Below are 15,898 nucleotides of genomic sequence, written 5' to 3'. Positions count from 1 at the left end.
GGCCCCGGACGCCTTTACGTGATCGACCTATTCGTTCACCGTATGTGGTGACGCTTGTAGGAGGTCACGCATGGGCCATTCCGGCAGGGACTTCTCCAAGAGGCGGATCGGCGCGGCGGCCGCGCTCGTGATGGCGGGCGCGGCGCTCGCCGGGTGCGGTGACGGCGGGTCCTCGACCGATCCGAACCGGGGCAAGGACGCCAAGAGCTACTCCCTGACGATCACCCGCAACGCCATCGAGGGCGGCAAGAACACCGAAGAGGCGGAGTGGATCACCAGGACGGTGATCCCGCGGTTCGTCGCGGCGCAGAAGGCGAAGGGCGTCACCGCGAAGGTGACGTTCCGCGGCCAGGGCGTGGACGACGAGTCGTACAAGACGAAGCTGGCGCTCGACCTGAAGTCCCGGTCGGGCGCCGACGTCATGGACGTCGACGGCATCTGGGTCGGCGAGTTCGCGCAGGCCGGGTATCTCAGGCCGCTGCCGGAGGTCGTGGGGGCGCCCGCGGACGCGTGGGACGGCTGGCCCACCATCCCTGGAACGGTCCAGAAGCTGGCCATGTTCGAGGAGAAGCGCTACGGAATCCCGCCCGCGACGGACGGGCGCCTCCTGTTCTACAACAAGAAGCTGTTCGCGCAGGCCGGGCTCCCGGGCGGCTGGCAGCCGCAGAGCTGGCAGGACGTCATCACGGCCGGCCGCGCCCTGAAGAAGCTCCCCGGCGTGACCCCGATCCAGCTCAACGCGGGCACCGCGATGGGCGAGGCGACCAGCATGCAGGGCGTCCTGCCGATGCTGGCCGGCGCCGGCGCCGAGATCTACGCCGATGGCAAGTGGACGGGCGGCGGGCAGGCCGTCAAGCAGGTCCTCGGCCTGTACGCGCAGATCTACGGGCCCGAGGGCCTCGGCGACCCGAAGCTCCAGCAGGAGGCGAAGGGACGCGACAAGTCGTTCGAGGAGTTCGCCGCGGGCAAGATCGGCATCCTGGCGGAGGGCGACTACTTCTGGCGGGACGTCGTCAACCCGAAGACCGGCGTCGCGAAGATGAGGACCCGCGACCAGGACGTCGGCTACGCGCTGATCCCTGCGGTCGCCCCGGGCAAGGGCGTCCGCGGGCAGTCGTTCGTGAGCATGTCGGGCGGCGCGGTCACCGTCATGAACCCGAACACGAAGTATCCGCAGCAGGCGTTCGAGCTGCTCGCGTTCATGAACTCCGCGGAGATGACCAAGGCGCGGACGGCCGGGACGCCCGAGCTCACGTCCCGCACGGACGTGAACAAGGAGATCCTCGCGGGCGACCCGTTCCTGACGTTCGTGTCGGAGAAGGTCCTGCCCGTCACGTCGTACCGTCCTGGCCTCGCGGTCTATCCGGAGGTCTCGACGGCGTTGCAGGAGGCCACCGCGAGCGTCGTGGCGGGAAAGAGCCCCGACCAGGCCGCCGCCGAATACACGAGGAAACTGGAAGGGATCGTCGGTGGCGCCGCCAACGTCACCCCGCGCTGACCTCGAACCCGCACGGCACGCCAGGGACGACGCGGCGGGGCTGGGACGCGGCCGGGCCGCGGCGTTCGTCGCTCCCGCGCTGGTCCTCGTCGCTGTGTTCCTCGTGTTTCCGGCCCTCTGGACGCTGTACCTCGGCACGACCGACTACCGGCTCACCGGCATCGCGGCGAGCGATCCGAAGTTCGTCGGCGCGGACAACTACGGCGACGTCCTCGGCGACGGCGACTTCCATCGGTCGCTGTGGCTGACGCTGCAGTTCGTCGTCGGGTCCGCGGTGCTGGGGCAGACCGTCCTGGGGTTCGCGATCGCGTGGGTGATGCGCGACCGGTGGGGGCCGCTGCGCCGCCTGGTGGAGGGCCTGGTGCTGCTCGCGTGGATCCTGCCGGGGTCGGTCATCGCGTTCCTCTGGATCGCGCTGCTCGACCGCGACGGCGGCACCCTCAACGCGCTCCTCGGCACGCCGGGCACGGCCTGGCTGCTCGACCATCCGATGGCCTGCATCGTCGTGTTCAACATCTGGCGCGGCACCGCGTTCTCGATGATGCTGTACGGCGCGGCGATCGGGAACGTCCCGCCGTCCCATCTGGAGACGGCGCGGCTGGCGGGCGCGTCCACGTGGCAGACGCTGCGGGACGCGGTGCTGCCGCGCATCCGCGGGCACGTCCTGACGAGCCTGCTGCTGGTCAGCCTGTGGACGTTCAACGACTTCACCCCGTTCCTGATCACGGCCGGAGGCCCGGACGGGCGCTCGGAGATCATGTCGGCGTACGTGTACCGGACGGCGCTCGGCGACGGACGGCTCGGCTTCGGCGCCGCCATCTCGCTGATCATGATCCTGATCAACCTCGTGATCGCGCTGCTGTACCTGCGCGCCCTGCGCGACCGCTCCAGGAAGGCGGCGGTGGCGTGAACGAGACCGTCCGGGAGGCGTTGCGGAGGATCGGGCTGGCCACGTTCGTCTCGGCCGTCCTCGGGTTCTTCTCGCTGCCGCTGCTCTGGCTCGCGTTCGCGCCGTTCGACGCCGATCCCGGCATCTCCGCGTCGCTGCCCGAGTTCACCCTGCACAACTTCCAGATCCTGATGGACAACCCGTACGCGCTCGCGTCGCTGCGCAACTCGGTGCTGCTCGCCGCGGGGACGGCCGCGCTCGTCGTCACGGCGGCGGCGCTGGCGGCGTACGCGCTGAGCCGCGTCCGCGTGCCCGGACGGGACGCGCTGCTCTACGTCCTGCTCCTGCTGTCGTCCATCATCACCGGGACGGCCGCGATGGTGCCGATCTTCCTGCTGGCCTTCAACCTGCACCTGATCGACTCGCGGCTCGGCGTGATCCTGGTGCTGACCGGCGGGCTGCTCCCGGCGGCGATCTTCCTGCTGAAGGACTTCACCGACGCGACGCCCACGTCCTACGAGGAGGCCGCGCGGGTGTTCGGGGCGTCGCCGCTGCAGATCCTGCGGCACGTGGTCGTCCCGGTGATCCGGCCGGGCCTCGCCACCGTCACCGTGTGGACGGTCGCGCAGGTGTGGGGCGACTTCCTGATGCCGTTCCTGCTGCTCCGCGACCCCGACAAGGCCCCCGCCTCGGTGATCATGTACACGTTCTACACCGAGGGCGGCCAGCCCGACCTGCCCCTGATCTCCACGTTCTCGCTGCTGTACTCGCTGCCGGTCGTGCTCATGTACCTGTTCGTGAGCCGCCGCTACGGATTCCGCTTCCACGGAGGGATCAAGCGCTGATGGCCGACATCACGATCCGGGGGCTGACGAAGGTGTACCCGGGCGGCGTCCGGGCCCTGGACACGCTCGGCCTCGACGTGGCGGAGGGCGAGTTCTTCGCGCTGCTCGGCCCGTCCGGCTGCGGGAAGACGACGCTGCTGCGCACGATCGCCGGGCTGGAGACCGCGACCGGCGGGACGATCCGGCTCGCCGGCGCCGACGTGACGAGGTTCCCTCCCGGACGCCGCGAGGTCGGCATGGTGTTCCAGGACTACGCGCTGTTCCCGCACATGAACGTCCTGGACAACATCGCCTACCCGCTGCGCGTCAAGCGGGTCGCCCGGGCGGAGCGGCATCGGCGCGCCAAGGACGCCGCCGACCTCCTCGGCCTGCTCGGCCTGGACGGACGCCGTCCCGCCGAACTCTCCGGCGGCCAGCAGCAGCGGGTCGCGCTGGCCCGCGCGCTCGTGGCCGAACCGCGGATCTTCCTGCTGGACGAGCCGCTGTCGAACCTGGACGCGCGGCTCCGGCTGGAGGCCCGCACGCAGCTCAAACGGCTCCAGCTGCACCTCGGGATCACGACCGTTTTCGTCACCCACGACCAGGCGGAGGCGCTCGCGCTCGCCGACCGGATCGCGGTCATGGAGGCCGGGCGGATCCGGCAGCTCGGCACGCCGGTCGAGGTGTTCCGGCGCCCCGCGAACCTGTTCGTCGCCGGTTTCATCGGCTCCACTCCGATGAATTTGCTGCCGGGGACGGTGCGGGACGCGTCCGTCGCCGTCGGCGGGGCGCGGCTGCCCGTCCCGGACGACGTGCGCACGGAGATCCCGGACGGAACGGACGTCGTCTGCGGGGTACGACCGGAATACCTTGACTTCAGCGAGGCCATGGTGGACGGGGCGTTCGGCGGAGTGGTGTCCGTCATCGAGCACCTGGGCGGGTCCTCGCTAGTGACCCTGGACGGGGAGGACGGACCGGTGCGCGTCGTCGTGGCAGAGGGCCGCGAGCCCGAACCGGGCACCGAGGGCTGGGCGGTGCCGCGTCCCGGCCGCGTCCTGCTCTACCGGGACGGCGAACTCGTGACGGCGGCGGAGCCGGACGCGGCGGAGTCGGAGGCGGCGGGGCCGGACGCCGCGATGGCTCCGACGATCAAGGACGGGGGACAGGGAGGATGACGGTGACGGTGCATCGAGGGCGCTGGAGCCTGGAAGACCGCCTGGAGGACGGGCTCCGCGAACTGCCCTTCGACGTCCCGCCCGGCACGGCGTCGGTCACGGTCGAGCTGTCCTTCGAGGGAGGCGTCATCGACCTGGGCTGCCACGGGCCGGACGGGTTCCGGGGCTGGTCCGGCGGCGCACGCCGCCAGTACACGGTGGCCGCCGAATGGGCGACGCCGGGGTACCTGCCAGGCGAACTTGAACCGGGCACCTGGCACGTCTGGCTCGGCCTGCACCGGATACCGCCCGATGGCGTCCCGTACGAGGTCAAGGTCACCACGTCCGGGACGCTTCCGCCGCGCCCGGACGAGACGCCGCCGCCACGGCCGGAACGTCCGCCGCGCCGGGATCTGCCCGCATCGGACGGCATGCGCTGGCTCGCCGGCGACCTGCACTCCCATACCGTCCACAGCGACGGGACGCTCACCGTCCACGAACTGGCGTGCCTCGCCGCGTCCCGCGGGCTGGACTTCCTCGCCGTCACCGACCACAACACCGTCAGCCACCATCCGCACCTGCCCGCCGCCGGGGCGCACGCCGGGATCACGCTGCTGCCCGGCCAGGAGGTCACCACCGACCTCGGGCACGCGAACGTGTTCGGCGACACCGGCTGGGTCGACTTCCGGCGCCCGAGCGCCGACTGGGCCGCGTTCGCGGACGCGCGCGGCGGGCTCATGTCGATCAACCATCCGCTGAGCGGCGACTGCGCCTGGCGCCGCCCGCTGCCCGCGGCGTCCCGGCCCCGGTTCGCCGAGATCTGGCATCCGACCTGGTGGGACCGGCGCTGGGGCGCGCCGCTGGCCTGGGCGGACGTCTGGCGTCCGGACGGCGTCGTCCCGCTCGGCGGCAGCGACTTCCACGACCCGGACCAGTTCAAGAACGTCGGCGAGCCGGTGACCTGGGTCCTCGCCGAGGACGGCGGAGCGGCGGGCGTCCTGGCGGGCCTGGCCGCCGGGCGGACGTCGATCTCCGCCGGGCCGGACGCGCCCGTCCTGCTGCGCGTCGACGGCGAGCTGATCGCGCTGGACGCGGACGGGACCGTCCTCGTCCGGCCGGACGGGCGGCGCGCCGCCGTCCGAGGCGACCGCGTCCTGATGCCGGCGGACGGCCCGGGAATGCACCGCCTGGAAACCCACGAGAACGAGGTGATCGCACTGTGCGGGTAGAGACCGCCCCGGACCGGGCTGAGGCCCCGGAGATCGTCGTCGTCCCCCACACCCACTGGGACCGCGAGTGGTACCTGCCGTTCCAGCGTTTCCGGCTCCGGCTCGTGTCGCTGCTCGACGGCGTCCTCGACCACATGGACGCCGACCCGCGCTGGCGTTTCACGCTGGACGGGCAGATGGCGGCGGTCGACGACTACCTGGAGATCCGTCCCGAACGGCGCGCACGCGTGGCCGCGCTGGTCGCCGAGGGACGGCTGGCGGTCGGGCCCTGGCAGATCCTGCACGACGAGTTCCTGTGCTCGGGGGAGAACATCGTCCGGAACCTGGAGCTGGGGATGCGGCGCGCGGAGGAGCTGGGCGCCGCGATGATGGTCGGCTACCTGCCCGACCAGTTCGGGCATTGCGCGCAGACGCCGCAGATCCTGAAGCTGGCGGGGATCGAGCACGCGTGCGTGTGGCGCGGCGTCCCCGACCGCGTCCGGGCGCACGCGTTCGCCTGGGAGGCGCCGGACGGGACGGCGATCCGCACCCAGTACCTCCCCGAAGGCGGCTACGGCAACGCCGCGTCGATGTTCGAGGAGTTCGGGCACGGGCCGTCGAGCGCAGCTCGTCCGTTGGACGGTGGTGGGCGGGGGCTGGAGGACGGTGCGTCGCTGCTCCCGGGCCGCGCCGCCGGTTTCGCCGAGGCGATGGGCCGCTGGTATCCGCGCGGCGGTCCGCTGCTGGCCATGTACGGGGCCGACCACACCGCGCCCGCCGCCGACCTCGCCGACCGGATCTCCGCCGCCGGCCCCGGCATGCGCCTCGACACCCTCGCCGGGTACTTCGCGGGGGAGGAGGCGTCCGTGGACGGGCTGCTCCGCGTCCGGGGCGAGCTGCGGTCGCACGCCCGCGCCAACATCCTGCCGGGCGTGATCTCGGCGCGCGTCCGGCTCAAGCAGTTGCTCGGACGCGCCGAGCGGCTCGTCGAACGGTACGCCGAGCCGCTCACCGCCCTCTGGTACGCGGGCGACGCGCGGACGTTCCTCGACCTCGCGTGGCGGCGGCTCATCGAGACGAGCTGCCACGACTCCGTGACCGGCTGCGGCAGCGACGAGACGGCCGAGCAGGTCGCGGCGCACATGGCGGAGGCGGAGCAGCTCGGACGCGCCGTCTGCGACCTCGTCACCGCCGAACGCGCGGCGTCCGTCCCGCTTGGCTCGCACCTGGTGTTCAACCCGACCCCGGTGCCCCGCACCGGCCTGATCACGGTCGACGTCCCGGCGCCGGATGGGGAGCCGGGTCTCGTCACCGGCGACGGGCGTCCCGTGCCCGCGCAGACCCTCGACACCGCGCCGACCGTGCTGGACGACGCCGTCCATCCGGCCACCGACCTGCCGATCGTGCTGGAACGCGTCTACGGGCGGGTGCTGTTCGGGCAGGAAATCCGTGACTGGACGGTGTCACAAGACGACCGCACGCTCACCTTCCATGTGACGTCCCGCGCCGACGCGCCCTTCGACATCGGCGACGTGCGGGAGGCGCTGCGCGGTGCGGAGGGGGAGTGGCGCGTCCGTATCCTGGCCGACCCGCGCCGCACGGTCGCCGCGCTGGTCGACGTCCCCGCACTGGGCCTGACGACCGTGACCCCGGCCGCCGCATCGGCCGCACCGGACGGCCCGGTCACGGCGACGGAGAACGTCCTCGACAACGGCCTTCTCCGCGCGGAAATTCAGGAAGACGGCACGCTCGGCCTGCGCACCCCGTCCGGCCAGATCATCGAAGGCGTCGGACGGATCATGGACGGCGGCGACCTCGGCGACTCCTACAACCACGCCCCACCCGCCACCGACCGCCTCATCGAAGACCCCTTGACCGTGCGTATCGAGCCCGTCTGGAGCGGGCCCCTGCTGGCCGCCTACGACATCACCCGCACGTACCGCTGGCCCGCGTCGGGCGACTTCGACGGCGACGCGCGATCAGAGGCCGAGGAGGACGTGACCGTCACCACCCGCGCCGAACTCCGCGCCGGTGAGCCGTTCCTGCGGCTGCGCGTCACGTTCGACAACCGCTGCGAAGACCACCGCGTGCGCCTGCACATGCCGCTGCCACGCCAGGCGGCCTCCTCGTTCGCCGAAGGCCAGTTCACGATCACCGAGCGCGGGCTGACGGCCGAGGGCGGTTTCGGGGAGCGTCCCGTGCCGACGTTCCCGGCGTCGGGATTCGTGGCGGCGGGTGGCCTCGCCGTCCTGCTGGAGCACGTCACCGAGTACGAGGTGATCAGCGGCGGACGGGAGCTGGCGCTCACCCTGCTCCGCTCGATCGGCTACCTGTCGCGTGACCGCAACGCCTACCGCGACCAGCCCGCGGGCCCGCAGCTCCCGACCCCGCAGGCCCAGTGCCGCGGCCTCCGGACGGTCGGCCTGGCGATCATGCCCTACGTCGCCGAACGGCCCGGCCCCGACGTCCTCCAGGCGGCCGAGACATACCGGCACGACCTGCTCACCGCCGCAGGCTACGGCCCCGCCGCCGCGCCGCCCCCGCCGTCCCGCGAGGGCGTCGCGATCGAGGGCGACGGCGTCGTCATGACCTCGCTCCGGGCCCGTGACGGCTGGATCGAGACTCGGCTGGTCGCCCAGTCCGAGGAGCCCACAACGGCCGTCCTGCACGGCCCGTTCACCGAGGTCACCCGCGTCGACCTGCGCGGACGCCCTGGCCTGCCCATCGACGTCCACGACGGGACGGCCACGCTGGCACTGCGCCCCTGGGAGATCGCGACGGTCCGGCTCAGACCTTAGACGGGGCGTGCGCGTGGGAGGCGGCCATCGCCGTGCCCACGATGCCCGCGTTGTTCACCAGCCGCGCCGGCACGATCTCCGCCCGCACCCCGTGATCAGCGGGACGAAATGCGCGGACCGCCTGCTCACCCCGCCGCCTACGATGATCAGCGAGGGGGAGATCAGCGCCTCCAGATGCCGCATGTACACGCCGAGCCGCCTGGCCCACTTCTCCCAGCCGAGCCCCTCGTCGTCCCGGGCCTTGGCGGACGCGCGCTCCTCGGCGTCCCGACCGCCGATCTCCAGGTGCCCGAACTCGGTGTTCGGGACGAGGACGCCGTCGGTGAACAGGGCGCTGCCGATGCCGGTCCCCAGCGTGAGCACCACGACCGTCCCGCGGCGGCCGCGTCCCGCGCCGAGCCGCATCTCGGCGAGCCCGGCGGCGTCGGCGTCGTTGAGCAGCGTCACGTCCCGCCCGGTCGCGTCCCCGATCATGGACGCCGCGTCCAGCCCGATCCAGTGCTTGGACACGTTCGCCGCCGACAGCGTCACGCCGTCGATCACCACTCCCGGATAGGTGACGCCGACCGGTCCTTCCCACCCGAAATGCTCCACGATCTCGGCGAGGACCTGCACGACCGCCTTCGGCTTGGACGGCTGCGGCGTGTCCACCCGGAACCGCTCCCTGGTGAACGAGCCGTCCGACAGATCGACCGGCGCCCCCTTGATCCCCGACCCGCCGATGTCGATCCCCAGCATCTCCGTGGCCATGCCTTCACTCTGCCCGATGCGCGCCGGACCGACGAGCTGCGGGCCTACGAGTCCTCGACGAGCTGCAGGCCGATCACGCCGACGAGGATGAGCGCGAGGAACGCCAGCCGGACGGGCGACGTGCTCTCGCCGAACGCGACCATGCCCGCCGCCGCGACGCCGACCGCGCCCAGCCCGACGAAGATCGCGTAGGCCGTGCCGACCGGCAGCACTCGCAGCGACAGCGCCAGCACCACGACGCTGAGCACCGCGACCGTGAGCCCGATGACCGTCGGCCAGAACTTCGTCAGGCCGTCCGACTCCTTCAGCGCCGTCGCCCACACCAGCTCCATCAGCGAGGCGACGACGAGCAGCACCCAGGCCATCAGGCCGCGTACCCTCCGTCCACGGCGATCGCCGCTCCCGTCACGTAGTCGCCGCCCGGACCCGCCAGATGCGCGACCATCGCGGCGATCTCCTCCGCGCGCCCGTACCGGCCGAGCGCCGTGAACCCCCGCTCGAACTCGGCGTCCGCCGAGTCGGCCGGATTCATCTCGGTGTCGGTCGACCCCGGCTGGACGACGTTCGCGGTGATCCCGCGCGGCCCGAGATCGCGGGCCAGGCCGCGGGTCAGCCCGGTCAGCGCCGACTTGCTCATCGCGTACAGCGTCCAGCCCGGGTACGGGACGCGCTCGGCGAGGCTGCTGCCGATGTTGACGATCCGCCCGCCCGGACCGAGATGGCGGGCCGCCGCCTGCGCCGCCACGAACGCCGCCCGGACGTGCAGCGCGAGGGTCAGGTCGATCTCCTCGGCCGTCACGTCCTCCAATGGCCCATAAGGTGCGATCCCGGCGTTGTTGACCAGGATGTCGAGCCGTCCGAACTCCGCCGCCGCCCGGTCCACCGCCCCGGCCGCGGCCGCCGGGTCGGACGCGTCGGCGGCGATGGCCAGCCCGCGCCGTCCCTCCGCCTCGATCCCGCGCACGACCTCGGCCGCCCGCTCCGGGGCCCGCACATACGTCACGGCGACGTCCGCGCCCTCCCGCGCCAGCCGCAGCGCGATCGCGGCGCCGATGCCGCGCCCGCCGCCGGTCACCAGGGCGGCCCGTCCCGCAAGCTGATCCGTCATTTCAAGCCTCCGGCACTAATAGGAGAAGTTTCCGCTTAGCGAGGTTAACCGGAGAGTTCTCCGGATACAAGTCCGGTTAGTCTGCTGTGCTGTGCCGAGAGGGGACGGAATGCGCGAGCTGCCGGTCGTGGGAAGCCCGCCCGCCGAACGCGCGGACGCGGCGCTCAACCGGCGCCGCATCCTCCGCGCCGCCGCCGAGCTGATCGCCACCCGCGGCCCCGAGGCCGTCTCCATGGACGAGGTCGCCCGCGCCGCAGGCGTCGGCGTCGGCACCGTCTACCGCCGCTTCGGCGACCGCGCCCGCCTCGTCTACGCCGTGATCGACGAGCGCGAGCGCGACTTCCAGGCCGCGTTCATCCAGGGCCCGCCGCCGCTCGGGCCCGGCGCGCTCCCGTCCGGCCGCCTCCGCGCGTTCCTGCACGCCCTCGCCGACCGCACCGAGGCCCAGGCGGACCTCCTCCTCATGGCCGAGTCGGGCCCGTCCGACGCCCGCTTCCGGGACGGCTCCTACGGCCTGTACCACCGGCACGTCGCGATGCTCCTCCGCGAGATCCGCCCCGGCGCGGACGCCCCCTACCTCGCCGACGCGCTCCTCGCGCCCTTCGCCGCGAACCTGTTCCTCTACCAGCGCCGCACCCGCGGCATGCCCCTCGACCGCATCAAAACCGGCCTGGACGCACTGGCCGAAAGCCTGATCACCAGCCGCTCCTGAGCGACAGCCCTTTAACGGGACGGCCGCGTCCCGTCAGACTGGAGGACGTGAATGACTTCGATCTCCTCGTCCTCGGTTCGGGCCCCGGCGGGCAGCGCGCCGCCATCGCCGCCGCCAAGCTGGGCCGCAGGGTCGGCATCGTCGACCGCCGCGACATGATCGGCGGCGTCTGCATCAACACCGGGACGATCCCGTCCAAGACGCTCCGCGAGGCCGTCCTGTACCTCACCGGCCTCAACCAGCGCGAGCTCTACGGCCAGAGCTACCGGGTCAAGGAGGACATCACGGTCGCCGATCTCGGCATGCGGACGCAGCACGTCATCGGCCGGGAGACCGACGTCGTCCGCAGCCAGCTCGCCCGCAACCGCGTCACCGTGGTGGCCGGCCGGGGCCGGTTCCTGGAGCCGAACGTGATCGGGATCACTGGCAACGGCGACCGCGAGCAGAAGATCACCGCCGACCGCGTCGTCATCGCGACCGGCACCCGTCCGGCCCGTCCCGACACCGTCGCCTTCGACGACCGGACGATCATCGACTCCGACGGCATCATCAACATGGACCGCATTCCCGAGACCATGGTCGTCGTCGGCGCCGGCGTCATCGGCATCGAGTACGCCTCGATGTTCGCCGCGCTGGGCACCAAGGTCACCGTCGTGGAGCGGCGCGAGCGGATGCTGGACTTCTGCGACCTGGAGATCGTCGAGGCGCTCAAGTACCACCTGCGCGATCTGGCCGTCACGTTCCGGTTCCGCGAGAGCGTCGCGTCCGTCGAGCGGATGCCGCAGGGCGCGATCACCGTCCTCGAAAGCGGCAAGCGCATCCCCGCCGACACCGTCATGTACTCGGCCGGACGCTACGGCATGACCGACGACCTGGGCCTGGACGCCGCCGGCCTCGCCGCCGACAACCGCGGCCGGATCAAGGTGGACGAGCACTACCGCACCGACGTCCCGCACATCTACGCCGTCGGCGACGTGATCGGCTTCCCGTCCCTCGCCGCGACGTCCATGGAGCAGGGCCGCCTCGCCGCCCACCACGCCTGCGGCGAGCCCGTAGCGGAGATCCACGAGACCCAGCCCATCGGCATCTACACGATCCCCGAGATCAGCTTCGTCGGACGCACCGAGGACGCCCTCACCGAGGCCAAGGTCCCCTTCGAGGTAGGCGTGTCCCGCTACCGCGAACTAGCCCGCGGCCAGATCATCGGCGACTCCTACGGGATGCTCAAACTCCTCGTCTCACCCGAGGACCGACGCCTCCTCGGCGTCCACGTCTTCGGCACGGGCGCCACCGAACTCGTCCACATCGGCCAGACGGTCATGGGCTGCGGAGGCACCGTCGACTACCTGGTCAACGCCGTGTTCAACTACCCGACCCTGGCCGAGTCCTACAAGGTCGCCGCCCTCGACGCGATGAACAAGATGCGTCACATCGCCCGCCTGTCCTCCTAGGACGGCCACAGCAGGTTCTCCAGCTCGGCGTCGATGTCGATGAACTCGGTCTCCTCGCCCGCAGGGACGGCCTGGTACGTCCGGTGCAGGAAGTCGGCCAGCGGCGACAGCGGCACCTCGAACAGCGCGTCCCCGAACGGGGACGACAGCGCGATGTTCAGCGAGCCGTCGTCGGAGCCAGGCCAGACCTCGACGTCCCCGTCCCCGACCTTCCGCACGATGCCGACCGTCAGGAGCTCCCTCGCGAAGATCCACTCCACCGGCTCGTCATCGCCCACGAAGAACGCCATCCGGATCGCGTACGGATCGTCGGCCGCGTAGTCCAGCCCGGCGAGCAGGGGCACGGTCGTACGGTCGGGGACGACGAGTCGAAGGCCCAGCTGCGCTGAGACGGTGGTGTTCATAGGCCATTCCCTCTAACGTCGTGTCCCGCAGGCGGGGCTCCCCGGTGAGTGCTTCTCCTCCCCACGGACATCCCCGCGATCTATGACGCCTAACTGCCTGATCGCGCCTGAACATTCCGGCGTCCCAGACCTTTGTGACTCATCTCACCGCGCCTGACCTGCGCAAAGACGGATGTTTCCGCCCTTGTGCACCCGCCCTGTGCGACGATCGCCCAGGTAAAACCTCCCGTTCCCACCCCCGCTCACCTGCCTTTAAGGTAAAGCCGTGGCAATCAAGAACGAAAAGGACGCCCCGCCCGCGGAGCCGCGCCGCATCCACCGGTTCCGCGAACGCGTCCGGCGCAACCGGCTCCTCAACACGGCCTGGCGCCTCGGCGTCTTCGCGGTCGGCTCCGCCGTCCTCCTCGGCGGCCTCATCATGATGGTCACCCCCGGCCCCGGCATCCTCGGCATCGTCGTCGGCCTCGCCATCCTCGCCACCGAGTTCGCCTGGGCCCAGCGCGCCCTCCACCGCGCCAAGGCCGCCGCCGACCGCGCCAAGGAAAAGGCCCTCGACCCCCGCGCCCGCCGCCGCAACCTCCTCCTCGGCACCCTCACCGCCGTCCTGGCCGCCGCCGCCCTCACCGCCTACCTGGCGATCTACGGCTTCGTCGTCCCCTGGAACATCGACGACCCCACCTTCTGGACCTGACCCGTACGCATGCGCACGCAACCCCCAACATGCGCTAGAGTTTCGGACGTCCAGGGCGATTAGCTCAGTGGGAGAGCGCTTCGTTCACACCGAAGAGGTCACTGGTTCGAACCCAGTATCGCCCACCACAACAGACCTACTGGAACCCTTAACCCTCCAAAGGCCACCCAGTAGCACACCCAGAGAGTCCGAACCAGCACCTTCCTCCGTCAGGATGAGGGTGCTGCTTTCGCCTCGGGGTTCGTTGTCCAGTCCCTCGCTGCCGTCTCCGATGAGCCGCACCGCATCCTCCGGGGCTGTCTGCGAGCCGCTGCCCGCCTCGGTGTCCTGCCCCTGCTGCAAAGCATGCAGCTCCCCAAACGGCTCCTTAAGCTGATGAGCCACACTCAGGTCACCATCGGCCTCCTCGTCGATGTACAGCCCCGTAAACAGTGCTTGGTTCAGCATCCGCCGCTGCTCGTCGTTGCAGCGCAGATAGAGTGCCTGCGGGTCTTCAAGCATCACCCACCCGTCAAAACTGAGCTTCACCGCAGGCGTCGGCACAGACTCAGGAGTCTCGGCAAGCCGGGTCGGTTCCGCACTAGCAATAAAGTCCAATGTGCTGACGCTCCGAATCCCGCACCCGCCATACCGTAGTGCCACCTTGAAACCATTGGTAAGCGCCCCAACTTTCAGTGCGAACAGGTGCCCATGCCGGCGAACAAGCACCTTGTAGGTGTAGGCAATCGTCACCTCGCCAGGTGACGCCGACGCAGCAGGCTTCTCGTCGTGTACGGGAGCGAGGTCGACCATGTACGTCTGGCTGGCTCTGCGCTTGCTGCGGCGGATGCGGCGCGACGCGCCATCGACCGTGAACTGGACAAGCTGGAAGGCTTCGGGTGACCCACCGTGTAGCTCGCCGGTGGGCTTGAAGAACCAGGCCAGCGACGAGGTCGGGTCGTCCAGCAGTTCGCGGTACTCCTCCGGATCAGACACTGCGGAGAAGCGCATGACCGAGCTGGTGAGGGTTGTGCGGTACTCCCAGCGCACCGTCGCCACGAACATGGCATCCTCGTCGCTTGCCGGGCCATCCTCCCACGGCGCTAGGTCGATCGATACATCGGCGTCGGCGCGGCGTTCAGGGGAGCGGATGACTAGTTGGCGGAGGTCGGCGTGGACGTCCTCGGCGAGCTGACGGTCGCCGAGCTGGAGCGCCAGGACGTTGCGGCTGATCTCGTCGAGTGTCTCCGGCGAGGCAACCCGGGACAGGTCATCGGCGTTGAAGGCGAACCCCTGGATGACGGCGTCACGGATGGCTGGCGCCTTCGCTGAGATGGCCTGATCCAGCCGCTGCATGGCGCGGGCTTCGCTGTCTTCGCGGTCGAGATACTCGAAGGCAATGACGATAAGCCCGGTACCCAGCAGCGTTGACCCGATCTCGGTGAGTGGCCAAGTGTGCAACCAGAGCGGACCAGCGTTCGTTGCCCACTGCGCCAGGAACAATGCCCCAACGCCGGCCACGGTGGTGATCGTGGCGAGCAGTGCGAGTTTGGTCCGGTAGAGGCGTTGTAACGGTTGCATGCGTCAAGATTAAGTATACCAAAGATGATCTTGCTGTGAACCTCACGATGTATGTCACCGAACGGACATGGCAGCGGCCCGAGGCGGGGAATGCCTCGGGCCGCTGCTTTCTTTTTGGGGCGGATCAGCCGCCCTGGCCGCCGTCACCGTACATGGCGGTCACCTCCCTTCCTGTCCGAACTGCGGTGGTCGAGTACAAGGGCTCCGACGCGTGCCGTGCCCTTGTGGCTTTGATTTGCCTTCACTCACGGCCAACAGCTCGGCCCACACGACTTTCCCGGATTGGCGTCGTTCGCCGCTCAGATCGGTCGTGAAGGTGGGATACCATCCCCACCGTTCGCAAAATGCCCGCACCACGAACAACCCGCGACCGCTCTCGGACTCAAAGTCCGGCAATTGCTCGACAGGTGGCTCCTCATTGCCATCCCAGACTTCAATGAGGAGCAGCCCGCTGCCGTAGTAAAGGCGTAGCTTGACCTGCTCGAGCTGTGCCAGCTCGACATAGGAAACGGCGCGCGGTTCCTGGACGTATGCCGCCTGCGTCTGGACATCCAGCGTGCCCACGACCCGCACCGCGTTGCTGATGAACTCGCTCACGACCAGCTTGGCATCGGCCCGCAATGCTTCGGCATGCCACTCAGCAAGAACATTCTCGAGGTGGCATCGTGCCCAATACGCCGCATTCGGCATGGCGGCCAGTGTCAGGTGACTTTGGTGCGACCAGGTGTTCATGATGCAGCCCTCAGTGAAGTGCCGGCGGGGTGGCAGCAGGGCCGACGCCGGAGCATGGCTCGCGCAAATCCCGCGTATGGGGGACGGGAGTTCGCATACGGCGTCGGCCCTGCGTTTGA

Annotated in this window: 15 protein-coding genes and 1 tRNA gene; 11 read left to right on the top strand and 5 right to left on the bottom strand. The window is 70.4% G+C overall.

Annotated features, from left to right (window positions below; translation table 11 throughout):
• The first annotated feature begins 70 nt into the window (after positions 1-70).
• Genes ACH35V_RS13355 through ACH35V_RS13330 form a run of 6 tightly spaced genes read left to right on the top strand, consistent with a single transcriptional unit; the run spans position 71 to position 8,371 of the window.
• Entirely contained in the window at positions 71-1,498 is a 1,428-nt protein-coding gene (locus ACH35V_RS13355; RefSeq protein WP_395972351.1) for an extracellular solute-binding protein, read from the top strand.
• Entirely contained in the window at positions 1,470-2,408 is a 939-nt protein-coding gene (locus ACH35V_RS13350) for a carbohydrate ABC transporter permease (protein WP_395972350.1), read from the top strand. Before ACH35V_RS13355 ends, ACH35V_RS13350 begins: the two co-directional genes overlap by 29 nt.
• Positions 2,405-3,232, top strand: a complete 828-nt coding sequence (locus tag ACH35V_RS13345; RefSeq protein ID WP_395972349.1) for a carbohydrate ABC transporter permease — start codon at positions 2,405-2,407, stop codon at positions 3,230-3,232. The genes ACH35V_RS13350 and ACH35V_RS13345 overlap by 4 nt, the downstream gene beginning before the upstream one ends.
• On the top strand, positions 3,232-4,386 hold the full coding sequence (locus tag ACH35V_RS13340) for an ABC transporter ATP-binding protein (protein ID WP_395972348.1): 1,155 nt from the start codon (positions 3,232-3,234) through the stop codon (positions 4,384-4,386). The genes ACH35V_RS13345 and ACH35V_RS13340 overlap by 1 nt, the downstream gene beginning before the upstream one ends.
• 2 nt (positions 4,387-4,388) lie before the next feature.
• The gene (locus ACH35V_RS13335; protein WP_395972347.1) at positions 4,389-5,594 is read left to right on the top strand and encodes a CehA/McbA family metallohydrolase; all 1,206 of its coding nucleotides are present in this window, start codon (positions 4,389-4,391) and stop codon (positions 5,592-5,594) included.
• On the top strand, positions 5,585-8,371 hold the full coding sequence (locus ACH35V_RS13330; RefSeq protein ID WP_395972346.1) for an alpha-mannosidase: 2,787 nt from the start codon (positions 5,585-5,587) through the stop codon (positions 8,369-8,371). The genes ACH35V_RS13335 and ACH35V_RS13330 overlap by 10 nt, the downstream gene beginning before the upstream one ends.
• Before the next feature lie 54 nt (positions 8,372-8,425).
• Here the strand turns inward: ACH35V_RS13330 and ppgK are convergent, their stop codons facing one another.
• The 3 genes from ppgK to ACH35V_RS13315 are packed head-to-tail and all read right to left on the bottom strand — an operon-like array spanning position 8,426 to position 10,229.
• Positions 8,426-9,121 (bottom strand): polyphosphate--glucose phosphotransferase, encoded by a 696-nt coding sequence (gene ppgK / locus ACH35V_RS13325; protein ID WP_395972345.1) that lies wholly within the window; start codon positions 9,119-9,121, stop codon positions 8,426-8,428.
• Between the two features lie 44 nt (positions 9,122-9,165).
• Positions 9,166-9,486 carry a DMT family transporter gene (locus ACH35V_RS13320; protein WP_395972344.1) on the bottom strand — a complete coding sequence of 107 codons (321 nt, stop codon included), beginning with the start codon at positions 9,484-9,486 and terminating at the stop codon, positions 9,166-9,168.
• A complete protein-coding gene (locus tag ACH35V_RS13315; protein ID WP_395972343.1) occupies positions 9,486-10,229 on the bottom strand; it encodes an SDR family NAD(P)-dependent oxidoreductase in 744 nt (247 codons plus the stop codon). Before ACH35V_RS13315 ends, ACH35V_RS13320 begins: the two co-directional genes overlap by 1 nt.
• A 109-nt stretch (positions 10,230-10,338) precedes the next feature.
• On the opposite strand from ACH35V_RS13315, the gene ACH35V_RS13310 reads away from it, so the two are divergent.
• The gene (locus ACH35V_RS13310; protein ID WP_395972342.1) at positions 10,339-10,941 is read left to right on the top strand and encodes a TetR/AcrR family transcriptional regulator; all 603 of its coding nucleotides are present in this window, start codon (positions 10,339-10,341) and stop codon (positions 10,939-10,941) included.
• A gap of 47 nt (positions 10,942-10,988) precedes the next feature.
• Complete coding sequence (gene sthA, locus ACH35V_RS13305) at positions 10,989-12,392, top strand: Si-specific NAD(P)(+) transhydrogenase (RefSeq protein ID WP_395972341.1); 1,404 nt, start codon at positions 10,989-10,991, stop codon at positions 12,390-12,392.
• On the opposite strand, the gene ACH35V_RS13300 is transcribed toward sthA, so the two are convergent.
• Positions 12,389-12,796 (bottom strand): SsgA family sporulation/cell division regulator, encoded by a 408-nt coding sequence (locus ACH35V_RS13300; protein WP_395972340.1) that lies wholly within the window; start codon positions 12,794-12,796, stop codon positions 12,389-12,391. The genes sthA and ACH35V_RS13300 overlap by 4 nt on opposite strands.
• Positions 12,797-13,061: 265 nt before the next feature.
• Between ACH35V_RS13300 and ACH35V_RS13295 the strand changes: the two genes are divergently transcribed.
• The 3 genes from ACH35V_RS13295 (at position 13,062) to ACH35V_RS13285 (ending at position 14,798) form a co-directional block, all read left to right on the top strand.
• Positions 13,062-13,487 carry a TIGR02611 family protein gene (locus ACH35V_RS13295; protein WP_395972339.1) on the top strand — a complete coding sequence of 142 codons (426 nt, stop codon included), beginning with the start codon at positions 13,062-13,064 and terminating at the stop codon, positions 13,485-13,487.
• Positions 13,488-13,540: 53 nt separating this feature from the next.
• Positions 13,541-13,615, top strand: a tRNA-Val gene (locus ACH35V_RS13290).
• Between the two features lie 1,024 nt (positions 13,616-14,639).
• Positions 14,640-14,798 carry a hypothetical protein gene (locus tag ACH35V_RS13285; protein WP_395972337.1) on the top strand — a complete coding sequence of 53 codons (159 nt, stop codon included), beginning with the start codon at positions 14,640-14,642 and terminating at the stop codon, positions 14,796-14,798.
• Positions 14,799-15,206: 408 nt separating this feature from the next.
• Here the strand turns inward: ACH35V_RS13285 and ACH35V_RS13280 are convergent, their stop codons facing one another.
• A complete protein-coding gene (locus ACH35V_RS13280) occupies positions 15,207-15,779 on the bottom strand; it encodes an ATP-binding protein (protein WP_395972336.1) in 573 nt (190 codons plus the stop codon).
• Positions 15,780-15,898 lie beyond the last annotated feature (119 nt).

This window comes from Actinomadura sp. 1N219, from assembly GCF_044326405.1.
GTDB lineage: Bacteria > Actinomycetota > Actinomycetes > Streptosporangiales > Streptosporangiaceae > Spirillospora.
This window is presented reverse-complemented; position numbering and strand designations above follow the sequence as displayed.

Bases quoted from the DNA above. Each gene is read 5' to 3' on its own strand.
- ACH35V_RS13280 (WP_395972336.1), bottom strand. From the start codon at position 15,779: ATGAACACCTGGTCGCACCAAAGTCACCTGACACTGGCCGCCATGCCG.
- ACH35V_RS13340 (WP_395972348.1), top strand. From the start codon at position 3,232: ATGGCCGACATCACGATCCGGGGGCTGACGAAGGTGTACCCGGGCGGC.
- ACH35V_RS13320 (WP_395972344.1), bottom strand. From the start codon at position 9,486: ATGGCCTGGGTGCTGCTCGTCGTCGCCTCGCTGATGGAGCTGGTGTGG.
- ACH35V_RS13315 (WP_395972343.1), bottom strand. From the start codon at position 10,229: ATGACGGATCAGCTTGCGGGACGGGCCGCCCTGGTGACCGGCGGCGGG.
- ACH35V_RS13355 (WP_395972351.1), top strand. From the start codon at position 71: ATGGGCCATTCCGGCAGGGACTTCTCCAAGAGGCGGATCGGCGCGGCG.
- ACH35V_RS13310 (WP_395972342.1), top strand. From the start codon at position 10,339: ATGCGCGAGCTGCCGGTCGTGGGAAGCCCGCCCGCCGAACGCGCGGAC.
- ACH35V_RS13300 (WP_395972340.1), bottom strand. From the start codon at position 12,796: ATGAACACCACCGTCTCAGCGCAGCTGGGCCTTCGACTCGTCGTCCCC.
- ppgK (WP_395972345.1), bottom strand. From the start codon at position 9,121: ATGGCCACGGAGATGCTGGGGATCGACATCGGCGGGTCGGGGATCAAG.